This window comes from Francisella sp. LA112445, assembly GCF_012224145.1.
GTDB lineage: Bacteria > Pseudomonadota > Gammaproteobacteria > Francisellales > Francisellaceae > Francisella.
In genome coordinates this window covers 588,569-602,561 of sequence record NZ_CP041030.1, presented here as the reverse complement: position 1 = coordinate 602,561, position 13,993 = coordinate 588,569, and the positions used below count along the sequence as shown (strand labels likewise).

Below are 13,993 nucleotides of genomic sequence, written 5' to 3'. Positions count from 1 at the left end.
TTCAATTTTTATTTAACCAAACTCTAGGATAGTCAATATAAAACGAAACTTTTGTTTCATTATTATTAAAACTCCAAGTAAAACTATTATTCTTTTGATCTGCAGACTCTAGCAATCTCCAAAATGACCATAACCCCTGTTTAGCCTGTTGCGCAGTTAGATCTTTCTTTTTATTATTAGTGCTTACTAATGCAATTGATGAGATATTATCTAACCACCAATTAATCTTAAAGGTCTGCTTAACTCCCCCTACACCAATATCTGAAATACTATTTTTATCAGATGATAAGATACCATCGTAATAAGATACCTTTTTATCTTTAAAGAAGTACCATGAGCTTTCAGTATGGCTATAACTAGGTAAAACCTTAGAAGTTCTTAAGGTAACTTCTATAGTTTTTGGATTACCATTACTATCCCAAAGGAGGTTTCTCAACTCTTGCATTTTTTTAAGTTTTTGCTGTTGCTGATCAGTAAGCCACTTATTACTATTATACTTTTCTACTAATGAAGAAATTTTTGAATATGACTTCCAAAAAGAACCCTCTTTACCAACTATGGTTGTTAGTTGTTTTGGAGTAATTTGATTAGCAGAATTTGCTCTAAATGGAAAAGAGTCAAATACCTTACTATATTTAGGTTCTAAGTTTTCATTCCAATATTTTTGAATATACTGCTGGAGTAATTTAGTTGTTACATTATCACTACTTACTGCAGCTTGTGAAATCAGCTTATTAAGCTTTGAAGTTAATTTGATAGATTTCAAAAACTGATTCATAGTTTTTTCAAATGGATGTTTATTATTTTTATAAATATCGATCAACATTTCAGGATTCGATTTTATTTCCTCCAGAAGCTTGATATTCTTATTCATAAGCCTATTATAGGATTTAATACTTTTGTAAAAGTTATCAACCCCTTCAAATCCACTATGAGATAAAAATTTACTTTTTGTATCCAAAACATTTTTTTGAATAAGCAATAGTTGAGATATTAAATCTGATGTTCCATTAATTTCTTTTAATTGAAATATTAAAGTATTAATATCATTAGAGTTTACAATAAGAACATTATCTAAACGTTGATAATAATAACTTTTATAACCTTGCTCGTATTGAGTTAATGAATGCTTAAATTGATCATAAAGAGGATTAAGATTTACCCCTAACTTATTATACTTATTTGCTATACTTTCAAACTCATTGTCTAATGGTCTTATATTATTTTTATAGTAATCATAGCTGTAGTATTTTTGCGGTAATTTATCTAAACTTAATTTAAACTTATTACTAACATTCTGTAACATAAAGCTAGCTAGCTTTTTATCCCATGGAGATTTAACTATATTTTGAATATTTGCTTCTAGGCTAGATAATTTTTGAATTCTATCATTAATACCTTTTGTATTTGTAATCGCTAAAATAGTGTCTCTTAACTCTAAATATACAATAAAGTGATCTAAAATCACTCTTTGCGGTTCCGATAACTCAATGCCTATTCTAGTTTCATTTATCTGAGACTCCAAATCATGATCCCTAGATACTTGGTCTAATAATACTAGCTCTAAAGCCTGATTTGTGACCTTGTTATTTAATGAGACAGTAAGAGGATACTTTTCATTAAATATATTACTTGTAAATTTTGTAACATATCTGAAAGTTTTAGCATAATCTGCTCTATTAAAAGATAACTTATATACTTTTTTATTATTTGAATCTTTATGTTTTAGTTGCAACCATACAGCTAAAACATTCTGAGGGATGCCAGATACTTTTGACCATAACCATAAATTACTAGAGACTAAATCTCGTGTAGTTGGATTAGCTACCTCATTTTGAATAACATTTAGAGCCAAACCTTGTACTGAAGTACTAGTTTTTGATAATGTTTCAGACATTATGTTACTAGATATATATTTTTCCCAAAATACATCAAGTTCTTTTTTCACAGCATTATGATATGCTAAATCAACTATATAACTTTTATAAAAAGCTTCTTCTAAACTTGATTTATAATTTTTTAAATTAATCTCGTCTATAGGTTTTTTATATTTAGGACTCAGTTTTATTTGCTCAACAACATTTTTGATATTACTCTGAACTTGATACCATCCATAAATATAGCCTCCAACTACAAATAACATAAGCATAAAGAAAACAACTTTTTTGACTTTCTTTATAAATTTTTCGCTAGATAAAATTTTAAAAACTTGAGCTTTATAAAGCGGACTATTTCTCCTTAAAAGATTAATACCAAATCCTTTGTAATTTGCCACCTTACAACTTACTTCTGATTGTAGCAAGCTTATAAAGTGTTCTTGGTTAGTACAGTTATATAAAAAGCAATATAAATCTCTAATTTGAGAAGTAGTAAATGACTGATCATTCAAATTAAGTTGCTTATCTGTATACTTCGTTGTAACAGAATCTAACCAAGATACAGATGGCTTTTGACTCAACCAAAAATTATTGATACTTGTAATTCGTATATACTCATTCCAGGCCTTATGAATACTACTATCTTCTTGCTCTGTCATATTTACTATGTAATTAAAACTACTTGATAAGTACTTTGCAATAGAGTTAAAAGTGCTACTTATAGGCTCTACTAAGCTATCTAGGTTATTTTTTTGTGACCGTAAATTTATATTAATCATAATCAAATTTATACGTCCTCGAAAAACTTTACTAAGCAAACCTTGAATATTTGCTTCATCTATTTCTGCTTTATATAGAACTAGAGGGTTAAGGTAAAAATTTAATTGATTCGTATTAAACTCAAAGCATACTCCAAATTCACTATCTATTTTTTTAGAATTGTCTATCAAAATATTTCTTCTAGCAAAATATAACTTAATTTTTTGCCATAAGCTTAATGATCTATAGAACTCTATGTACTCTTGGTTAAGAATATTAATTTTAAATATCTTGGCAAAAAAGCCATTTATCTTACCAAGTTTTTTCTTATAAAAAAGAGACCTTTGAATAAGTTTCTTATACATTTTAACCATTAAAATGAGTATCATGAGAAATACTACTACTATGATTAGTATCGAAATATTAGTTTGTTTTAAAAATGCTAAGTTCATCTTATTCCTCACTATAAATCAAAGACATCTGAGTTTTATCAGATATAAGTTGAGTTTTGTTATTTGAAGTCTCTGAGAATATCTCTAAAGAACCTTCTGTTAGTTTTTGATTCTCAGCTTGATGTATTACCCCTGCTGAATCATTTGCCCCAAATGTCATTTTGTTAATCTGAGAATTTTTATCAAAAGTTTGGTCTAACATGCTATGCCACATGATTTTTTTAATATGTCCATTTTCTTGGCTTAGACTAATTGATACAGGAGTACCTCTACGTAAAGGTCTAACGGCATGATCATCTAATATAAAATAAGGTAAAGTAATATAAGCACTACTTGAAGATCCATTTAAATTCGATGGTAGCCTAACCACATAAGAAAGCTCCTGACAACTATGATCATGCATTAAGAATGCTGTTTTTTCAGTAGTAAAATCCTTATTTATATCCTGTTGAGAATCCGTCTCATTTGCGGATACAACAGAATATATAGTATCTGTTCCAGTTACTAAACTATCAATCCAACCATAAATATTTAGATTATGAGCAGATTGCTCATAATTTGGAAAAGATAATACTAACTCACTAGACGAACATACATCTGTAAATATATTAATACCATGGTATAACTGATAATCTATACTAGAAATATCTTCTGAAGCCGCACAAACTACATACTCTGATGCCTGCCCAGCATATAGAGGTATTCTATTATAATTTTTAAAAGATATCTTTGAACTATAAATCATCATCTCTCCCGTATATTGAGGTAGACTTTGTTGGTATTGCTCTGGTAAAACAAATTTACTCTGAGGTTGAGCAGTAAACTGTTGAGGAAAACATAACCATTCAAAAGATATCGTTTTTAGTTTTTTTTCTGCATAATTAATTTCATTTGTAAAATAATTCTGGGCACTATCAAGCTGAGATGAAGGTACAGGATATTTAAATATATAATCTTTAGATACTGATATACTCTGATTATCTGTATTTAGATTAGTAGTTGAAGAAGTATCCTGATCAATCCAGTGATGATTTATTAAATTAACATTACTAAAGCTATAGCTTCCTATTTGTTTTATAATACTTTTAATTATCTCTGTAGAGAATGTTACACTTGTTTTTTCACTACTACTTGGAGCTGCTAAATCAACTATGCTGTAGCTTGGTTCTGTACTTGAATAGTTATATACAAACTGTAATTGATAATGCTTTAGAGTATAAAAAAAGAAATCATAGAAGCTACGTTTTGGATAATCACAATTTACACATATCCAGTTATATGAGTTATCCAAAACAGAAACTGATTTTGCAATAGAAATATTATCAATATTTAATATGCTATTAAAACTTTTAAATATATCATCAAATACCGTAACATAACTAGATTGAGGATATACTTTAACTGGGTAATGCTGCTTCGCGATAAAAGCAAAAGCATCTACAAAGCATAATCTACAAGATAAATAGTGTATAGGTGCTACAGAATCATCAATATTACTTATCTGATCAGTTAACTCTATAGCATTATTTTTAGTAAGGTCAACATATCCCTTAACTGCCCAACAGTTTTGCTGATTTGTTTGCTCATTTAAGCTTTCTTGATATTTTATCTCTATTAAAAACTTGTTCTGATAATTAGACAAATCACTCCATAGACTTTCTTCTTCAAAACTATATGGAATATTAAATAAAAGCTCACCATTAAAACCATATAACTCAAGGTCTAGTTTTAAGTCTTGGATCTGATTCGTATGTAAGTATTTTATATTTTCAGTATTTAATGATAAATCATCATTCAACGGAGTCAAACTAACCTGTAAACGGCCATTAACAAAATACTTGCCTATTTGTTTAGTTGCAAACCACTTATCATATAACTGAGCAAATCTAAGCTCCTCAATACTCTTTGGAGAGCAGTAATTAAATAAAGACTTTAACTCTTCTAGCTGATCTGGCTTCAAATCATCAAAATCAATGTCCGTAGCTGATATGTTTTTAAATTGACTATACATATTCTTCACCAACTTCGCACTTACCTTTTAGTAAGCATCTTGCTCTGTTAAACCTATATTATTAACTTCTTTAATTAACGTTTCTCGAACATCTGATAGTGAATCATCTTTACAGAAACTCTCTGGATCGCTATTAAACATCTGAGACAACATTGACCATAAAGGGTGCTCAGAAAGACTTAACTGATGCATTAAATGCTCATACACATTTGCAGTATCTTTCAAATATGGGTAAAAAGTCCCAGGAAAATATTTAACAGGATCAAACTCTTTTAAGGCTGAACTAATCACTTGATATACAACTGCTGCTTTAAGCCATGATTGCTCGCTAACTAACTTTCTATATATCTCTATATTTTGTAATAATCTACTCCATTCATAACTTGAATCTGAATTATATATTTCTAAATAATCTTTTTGATTATTTGAGGGTTCAATATTTTCTTCATCAAGATCTTCATCTTCATTACTTTCTTCTATTTCTTGGGGAATTTGGAATGTCATGCAAACATCCCTAAGCTGATAAATTTGACTTATGTTAATAGATGGCAAATTTTCTTTAACGAAGGAAATATAATTATCAAAAGCATCACCTAAAACCTTTCTATCTCCGTCAAAATAAATATCATGATTTTGCCTTATAAACTTAGCATAAGTAAACATACTTGTATGCAGCCATTCAACTATAATGTTATAAGCTTTAATGCGAATTTTACCTTGATCAGACTTTTCTAAAAAAAACTGGTGTAACTTGATTAAATCTAAAATAATTTCTGCACTAACATCAAAGCTTGTAGATTCATACCAATTTCCGAACTTAGCATAAATAATATAGCGCGGATCTATACATCCATTATTAATTTGCTCTAAAGCAAGATCTCTAACATTTAGATATTCTTCTCGCTCTAATGCCTGATATATAGGCTCAAAATCATCTACTTGTGCTCTATAATAACAATCTTGTGTTTCAATTTTGTCTATAATCTCAAACATCTCTTATCTCCCTTTTTTAAACTTAGTTTTAAATTAGTTATTAGGAATAATAATATGTCGAGTTATCTTAAATATTTACAACATGTAACATTTTGTAACTTCATAGAAATAAAGAGCAATTTATATTTTTAAACATAAAATGCTATTAAAATGGATATAGTCTTCTTATATATTACTCGTATAAGGATTTATATATATATCAAGATAATAAACTAAACTATTTTTCTTGTGCTTATTCGGTAGTTTCTTATATATGTTTTGATATACTGATTCAAAGTCTTTAATTACTTCACTAATTATCTTACAGTAGTTTTGTGACTCATTTAAGTTTTCAGCGAGAAATATACTATAATAATGATTCTTGATAAATACAATAATCATATCAATATAACTTTTTAATAAAATAGATGTAATTGATTCTGCTTCACCATATTTATCCATATAGTAGAATTTCGATTTTGTAGTAATTTTTACTAATGATGATCTTATATTTGAAACTAGCTCATCAATAAGACCTGGAGGATGTAATAAACTTAAAAGATCAATGTGGCTATTATCTAATACCTCAAAGACTTTGTTTCTATCAACATTATTATTCTCTTTGGATCTTAGATTATATGCTAAAATAGCTTTACTGATTAAGTTAAGTTTAATCAATAGATCCCTAGATTTATAAAAAGTGCTTATTACTAAGCTACTTTGATCTACTCCAATATTAATAAAATTTGTCGTTTCTTTATGATTTTTTATATTATAAGATTTTAGGTTAAATAAATTATCCTTCGAAGATATAATTCGTCGCGATCTATTTATATATGAATGATGTGCAAATTGACTATTAAATTTATCATTATCTATCAAACGAATATTTACTTGAGTTAGTGCCTCACCAATACTCCAATAAAGATTCTTAGCAATATTTATAGTTGATGTACATAACTTAAAATAAGATTTAATTACCTTTTTCATATCAAAATTTCTTTTATCTTGAGCAGTATTTAAAGCATCATAGTTTATTGAAGCATAGTAAAACACCGCTAAAACAATAAAAAAATAACTGCTAGTAAAACCTATCTCTTCGGGGGTTTCTTTAGCTATTCTTTGTAATTTTTTACCAAAAATATTAAAAAAATCTCTATAATTTGAGTTTCTATTTATAACAGTCTTTATACGATTTGCATACTCTACCTCACTTGCAGGTATATTTATCAAATTAGTTTTCTTGACGTCAGAATTATCTGAATTTTCATTTAACTGTAATTTATATACTTCAATAAAATTATCAAGTCCTCTTATAAAAGCATCCTTTAAAACCTCTATAGAAATAAATTTAATCATAATATCTCCTTAACCTAGCTACTATTCAAAATTTATAATTAGGTTTTAAATAAATTATCATTACAATATAGTAAAGATATGTATCTAAAGTGTTAATTTTCTGTAACAATTTGTAACTTTAACAATAGGGAGTAAGTTTTAATAAAAAATATTTCAAAAAAGAAATTTATGAAGTTTTTAGGAGTATTTTTAAACTATCTAGAGAAGTATTCAATGGTGCCGGAGGCCGGACTCGAACCGGCACTCTGTTGCCAGAACCGGATTTTGAATCCGGCGCGTCTACCAATTTCACCACTCCGGCGTATTATTAGATATCTTCAGGCCAGTTATCTATAGCTGTACCAAGAGATAAGCCTAACTCTGATAATTTTTGCTTGATCTCTGTTAGAGATTTCTTACCAAAGTTTGGAGCTTTTAGAAGTTCATTTTCAGTTTTTTGTACAAGCTCACCAATAAATCTAATATTTACTGCTTTTAAACAGTTAGATGATCTAGCTGTCAAGTTTAGCTCTTCAACATGCTTCAAAAGTATAGGATCAATATCTTTAGTTGGATCTTCTACAAAGATACCTTGATTGATCTCTTCAACATCAACGATATTTCTTAATTGATTTTGAATCTTTGTTGCAGCTAATCTTAGAGCCTCTTCACAAGTGATATTACCATTTGTCTTAATATTAAAATTAAGCTTATCAAGATCCGTACGTCTACCTACACGAGCATCTTTAACTTCAAAATCACAGAAAGTAACAGGAGAAAAAGTAGCATCTAAAAGAAACTCACCATCTTTGAAATTCTCAGCTGTTTGTCTGTAACCAACACCTTTTTCAACTTTAGCTTCTATTTTAAGCTTTCTGCCACCATTGTAGCTGCAGATAAATACTTCTTCTGTTATTTTCAAACCTTCTGATAGTTTAGCTTCTTCAGAGAAAACTTCTTCTTCTGAACCAGAAAGATCAAAAGTTATAGTACCTGTTTCAACATTATCAGCTAATGTTACAGGAAGAGCCTTAACATTTAAGATAATATCAGCAACAGTCTCGTCACATGGAATTACATCTTCTAAAGATGTAATTTTACCATCATTAATTTTTATACTAGTAACGCATGCACCACCAACAGAATAAAGCATAGTTTGCTTTAAAGCATAACCAAGTGTATAACCAACACCTCTTTCTAGTGCTTCAAAAGAAAACTTAGTCGCATTTTTAGCATAGTCATCAATTTTAATATTAGTAGGATGTAGTAAATTTTCTAGTGCCATAGCAGTTTTAAAACCTAGTTATATTTTATTCGATATAATTTAATTCCAAAGATTATAACATACAAATGCAAAATTTTAATAGCTTTATTATAACTTCTTGATTTTGTTTATACTTTCAAGCTTCGCTTTAATCTTACTTTCAAAGCCACTACCTGATGGGGAGTAAAAAGTTTGCTTAATATCTTTAGGTAAATACTGCTGATTAACATATGAGTTCGGATAGTTATGCGGATATAAATAATTGATATCCTTATAGTTTTTTAGATGCTGAGGAACCTCTATATGGCTTATACTCTTTGTTACCCGTTGTGCTTCTACTAATGCCTTATAGCAAGCATTACTTTTAGGAGCTACGGCTAAATATATGGCAGCTTGAGATAGAACTAACCTACCCTCTGGTAGACCTAGTTTCTCATATGCATTCCAAGCATCTATTGCGACTCTCAAAGCTTGTGGATCAGCATTACCAATATCTTCTGAAGCTATACACAACATTCTCCTAGCAATAACTAAGGGATCTACGCCATTATCAAGCATCAACCCTAACCAAAATATTGCTGCATCTGGATCAGTACCTCTTACAGATTTATGAAAAGCTGAAAGTTGCTCGTAAAATTCTTTACCCTCACGATGAAAATCTCTTGATACCTCACCTACTGCTTGATCAAATAAATCTTTATTTAGAACAATATTCTCTGCTTGATTGCAAATCAAAAACATTCTCTCAAGCAAATTTAAAATTTTACGGCAATCACCTTCACTATAATTATGAATAGCACTATATAAATCTTTACTTATTTCAAAAGAATGCTTTGCTAAAATCTCATCTCGTCTCAATGCTCGCTGAATCAGATCTTTAGTTCCTGTAATACTTAAACGTTTAAGGCGTAATACAAACAATCTTGAAACCAGAGCGTTATTCAAATAATATGTCGGATTTTCTGTAGTTGCTCCAATTAAAATAATCTTGCCCGACTCAACATATGGTAAAAGTAAATCTTGTTGTGATTTATTAAAGCGATGAATTTCATCTAGAAATAGCACAAAACTATCTAAATCTTTATTATCTGCAATAAGCTTTTTAACTTCTTTAACGCCTGAGTCTACTGCTGATAACTCAAAAAACTCTAGATTTTTAGAGCTTGCTATAATTCTTGCTAATGTTGTTTTACCAACCCCAGGTTTACCACATAAAACCATTGAACAAATACCATCACCAACAAGTATCTTTCTCAATACTCCATTTTCAGATAATAAATGTTCTTGACCTATAATGTCATCAATTTTAATAGGTCTTACCCTCGCAGCTAATGGTATATATTTCATTTTTGAATCCTATTTAAAAACTAGCACATTGTGGCTGACTGTTGTCATATCACTGAAAAATGGCTACAACTGTCTGAACATGGTGAGTTTTGTAGCAAACATTGATTGGCAACAAAGCGATAGCTAAGTGCTAAGCAGTTTTGCATCCTTTTTCTGCTATGAAAAAATATGTCGCAATAACCTGGCAAAGCCAGTTGCGAAACTATTAACATAAACCTTATACCTAGTCCATGATTTTCTAATTAATAACAATCTTATACTTACTTTTAACAAGCTCATAAAGCATACCTTCACGCACAGCTCCATTTGATAAGCTCATTTCACTAAGACCTAAACAGTCAAATATCGCATATAAAATAGCTACACCACCAGCAAGGACACTTTCTCGATCCTCCCTTAAACCTTCAAAACAAATATTTTCAACTTGCCTTCTATCCATCATCATTGTTATTAGATCATTTAAAAATTCTTGAGTAACAACAGGACTTTTGTTGAGCATCTCAGAGATATTTGTAACCGAGATAATTGTACCAGATGAGCCTAAAACTTGATTCCAACCTATTTTCTTATATTTTGCTAATATTGGCTCGAGTGTCTGCTTAGCTTTTGCTGTAGCAGCATGAAAGTTTGCAAAATCAAGCTTCTCATTTGTAAAGAAATCTTTCTGCATTCCGACACAACCCATATCCAAACTACGTGCTATTAATATCTTATTGCCTCTACCAATTACAAGCTCAGTTGAACCACCACCAATATCAATAACCAATGTCTTTTGCTTTATGTCATGATTATCCCTGGCACCAACATATACAAGCCTTGCTTCTTCTGGTCCAGAAATAATCTTAATTCTCGTTCCCAAAGCTTTATCTAACTTCTTTTTAAAACCTTTAATATTATTTTTTGCTTTTCTAAGAGTATATGTTCCGACCGCACGTACATGCTCAACTTTATATTTTTCTATTTCTTGGGCAAAAAATTCTAAGCATTTAATAGCTCTCTCTTGGACATCCTTACTTATGGTTAAATTACTATTTAAACCTGCCCTCAGTTGCACCTTTTGCTTTTGTTTAGATAATGTAACAACCTCTCCATCAGGTTTGATTTCGCTAATAAGCATATGAAAACTATTTGAACCTAAATCTACTGTTGCTACTATTTTTGACATACAAACCAAAAGCATGTGTTTTATAACTAGTTATATTATAAAAAAATATAGCTAAAATAGCTAAAAAAATTTGTCTAAGAAGTTTTTTTGTTTATAATAACTAACAATTAGTTTAACTTCTTATAAAATATCAAAATACATAGTAGCCAAGCTACTTAATCAATTTTAAAATCAAAATTTAAAGGAAAATCAAAGCATGTCAAAATGTATCGATATATCAGATAGTCAATTCGAAAGTGAAGTTTTAAATAGTGATACTCCTGTATTATTAGATTTCTGGGCACCATGGTGCGGTCCTTGTAAAATGCTTTCTCCTATACTTGAGCAAGTAGCTGATCACTATGGTGATCAAATCAAAGTTTGCAAAATCAATATCGATGACAATGAAGAAACTGCTATGAAATTTGGTGTTCGTGGTGTACCTACTCTGATGGTTTTCAAAGATGGTGAAAACAAAGAAACTAAAGTTGGTGTAGTACAAAAAAGTCAGTTAATTTCAATCATAGACAAATATCTATAATTTAGTTATATCAACATATCTTTACAAATAGAGAATCAAATGAATTTAAATGAATTAAAGTATAAATCTGTTAATGAGCTAATGGATATAGCTCAAAGCCTAGATCTTGAATCACTGCGTGCAAGAAAACAAGAACTTATCTTTTCAATCTTAAAATATCATGCTGATAAAGGTGAAGATATTTATGGTGAAGGTATTTTAGAAGTTCTACAAGATGGATATGGTTTCTTAAGATCTTCAGATAGTTCGTATTTCGCTTCACCTGATGATATTTATGTTTCACCAGCTTTTATTAGAAAGCTAAATCTACGTACTGGTGATAGTATTGTTGGTAAGATTCGCCCTCCTCGCGATAATGAAAAGTACTTTGCAGTTAAGCATATCGATAGTGTCAACTTTGACTCGCCTGAACTAGCTAGAAAAAAAATCTTATTTGAAAACCTAACTCCTGAATATGCTAAAGAAAGACTTACAATGGAAATTGGTAATGGCTCAAATGAAGATATTACAGCAAGAGTTATTGATTTAGCTGCCCCATTTGGTAAAGGTCAGCGTGGTTTGATTGTCGCACCTCCTAAAACTGGTAAAACAATTATGATGCAAAACATTGCAACATCAATTGCCAAAAATCACCCTGAGTGTAATCTAATTATGTTACTGATCGATGAACGTCCTGAGGAAGTTACAGAAATGCAACGTTCAGTACGTGGTGAAGTTGTTGCTTCAACATTTGATGAGCCTGCAGCTCGTCACGTTCAATTAGCTGAAATCGTAATTGAAAAAGCAAAAAGATTAGTTGAGCATAAGCAAGATGTTGTAATCCTTCTAGATTCTATCACAAGACTTGCTCGTGCATACAACACAGTATCTCCTGCTTCTGGTCGTGTACTTTCTGGTGGTGTTGAAGCAAATGCTCTACAAAAGCCTAAGAGATTCTTTGGTGCAGCACGTAATACAGCTGAAGGTGGTAGTTTAACAATAATTGCTACAGCTCTTGTAGAAACAGGATCTAAAATGGATGAAGTTATCTTTGAGGAATTCAAAGGTACAGGTAATATGGAGCTTCATCTTGATCGTAAAATTGCTGAGCGTCGTGTTTACCCTGCTATTAGCTTTGATAGATCAGGTACACGTAGAGAAGAGCTTCTTACATCTCAAGAAGAACTACAAAAACTTTGGGTTCTACGTAAGATTCTTGGTGGTATGGAAGATGTTCAAGCCATGGAATTCTTAACAGAAAAAATGAAAGGTTCTTTAACAAATGAAGAGTTCTTCCAAACTATGAAAAGAGGCGCTATTTAATTCTTCTATAGTTATAAATATTTCTCTCTACTTATTCTCAAAATTAAAATTCTAAAATAACTATGAGTCGAACTTGATTTAGTATTAAGTTAAGTAGGTTCTGTGCACAAAAAATATAAATTATATTGAAAATAGCTAAACCGTTGTTATTTAGAAGTTGAAAGACAATAAATACCAAGGGTTTAGCAAATGCATTATCATATAAAAGAAGTATTCTGGTCAAGTATTTTATTATTCTTAAAATCACAAAAAGGTATACATACCAATGATGAAGACAAATTAAGACTGTTTATTGAAGCAGTATTTTATGTATTACGTACAGGCTACCAATGGAGAATGTTACCATTTTATTATGGTAAATATAGATCAATACATAAGCGTTTTAAGGATTGGTGTGATAAAGACATATTCTCTAAATTATTTAAGTCAGTGCAAAATCCTGATTTACAAGAAGTTATGCTTGACTCAACGATAGCAAGAGCACATGCCTGTGCTACAGGATATGACAAGAATGATAACCAAGCAATTGGTAGATCAGTTGGTGGAGTAACCACCAAGATTCATGCTATGACCGATGCTTTAGGCAACCCGCTGGAAGTATTACTGTCAGAAGGTAAAACTCATGATAGTAAAGTGGCAATAGACCTACTACAGAAGGTATATAATACAAAAGTTATCGCTGATAGAGCATATCACTCTAATGAAATTAGAGAACATATTCAAAATATATCCTCTGAAGCTGTTATTCCCTGCAAATCAAATACTATAAACCCTATAGATTTTGATATTCAAATATACAAAGAAAGACATTTGATAGAGAATTTCTTTTCTAAAATTAAGCATTTTAGAAGAGTATTTTCTAGGTTTGATAAAACCATTTCAGCATATCTAGGTATAATTAAATTAGCTTGTACTTTTATTTGGCTTCGATGAGAATTTATTTTTGTGCACAGAACCTAATTAACTATAGAAAAAATCTATAATAT

The 13,993-nt window shown here is 30.1% G+C and carries 10 protein-coding genes and 1 tRNA gene; 3 read left to right on the top strand and 8 right to left on the bottom strand.

Annotation, left to right across the window (positions count from 1 at the left end; translation table 11 throughout):
- Position 1 precedes the first annotated feature (1 nt).
- From FIP56_RS02935 to FIP56_RS02900, 8 genes are all read right to left on the bottom strand, one after another.
- Positions 2–3,001 (bottom strand): hypothetical protein, encoded by a 3,000-nt coding sequence (locus FIP56_RS02935; protein WP_192577475.1) that lies wholly within the window; start codon positions 2,999–3,001, stop codon positions 2–4.
- Positions 3,002–3,089: 88 nt separating this feature from the next.
- The gene (locus FIP56_RS02930; protein ID WP_192577474.1) at positions 3,090–5,099 is read right to left on the bottom strand and encodes a hypothetical protein; all 2,010 of its coding nucleotides are present in this window, start codon (positions 5,097–5,099) and stop codon (positions 3,090–3,092) included.
- A gap of 27 nt (positions 5,100–5,126) precedes the next feature.
- On the bottom strand, positions 5,127–6,092 hold the full coding sequence (locus FIP56_RS02925; protein WP_192577473.1) for a type VI secretion system protein IglI family protein: 966 nt from the start codon (positions 6,090–6,092) through the stop codon (positions 5,127–5,129).
- Positions 6,093–6,257: 165 nt separating this feature from the next.
- Positions 6,258–7,430 carry a hypothetical protein gene (locus FIP56_RS02920; protein ID WP_192577472.1) on the bottom strand — a complete coding sequence of 391 codons (1,173 nt, stop codon included), beginning with the start codon at positions 7,428–7,430 and terminating at the stop codon, positions 6,258–6,260.
- 214 nt (positions 7,431–7,644) lie between these two features.
- Positions 7,645–7,731, bottom strand: a tRNA-Leu gene (locus tag FIP56_RS02915).
- A gap of 6 nt (positions 7,732–7,737) precedes the next feature.
- Positions 7,738–8,694 (bottom strand): DNA-directed RNA polymerase subunit alpha, encoded by a 957-nt coding sequence (locus FIP56_RS02910; RefSeq protein WP_192577471.1) that lies wholly within the window; start codon positions 8,692–8,694, stop codon positions 7,738–7,740.
- Positions 8,695–8,781: 87 nt separating this feature from the next.
- Positions 8,782–10,020: an AAA family ATPase gene (locus FIP56_RS02905; RefSeq protein ID WP_192577470.1), complete on the bottom strand. Its 1,239-nt coding sequence runs from the start codon at positions 10,018–10,020 to the stop codon at positions 8,782–8,784.
- A gap of 238 nt (positions 10,021–10,258) precedes the next feature.
- Positions 10,259–11,185, bottom strand: a complete 927-nt coding sequence (locus FIP56_RS02900) for a Ppx/GppA phosphatase family protein (protein WP_192577469.1) — start codon at positions 11,183–11,185, stop codon at positions 10,259–10,261.
- Between the two features lie 196 nt (positions 11,186–11,381).
- Here FIP56_RS02900 and trxA point away from each other — a divergent pair, with 196 nt between their 5' ends.
- The 3 genes from trxA (at position 11,382) to FIP56_RS02885 (ending at position 13,940) form a co-directional block, all read left to right on the top strand.
- Positions 11,382–11,705: a thioredoxin gene (gene trxA, locus FIP56_RS02895; RefSeq protein ID WP_192577468.1), complete on the top strand. Its 324-nt coding sequence runs from the start codon at positions 11,382–11,384 to the stop codon at positions 11,703–11,705.
- Between the two features lie 39 nt (positions 11,706–11,744).
- Entirely contained in the window at positions 11,745–13,007 is a 1,263-nt protein-coding gene (gene rho, locus FIP56_RS02890; protein ID WP_150468041.1) for a transcription termination factor Rho, read from the top strand.
- Between the two features lie 189 nt (positions 13,008–13,196).
- Positions 13,197–13,940, top strand: a complete 744-nt coding sequence (locus FIP56_RS02885; protein ID WP_192577467.1) for an IS5 family transposase — start codon at positions 13,197–13,199, stop codon at positions 13,938–13,940.
- The last annotated feature ends 53 nt before the right edge of the window (positions 13,941–13,993 follow it).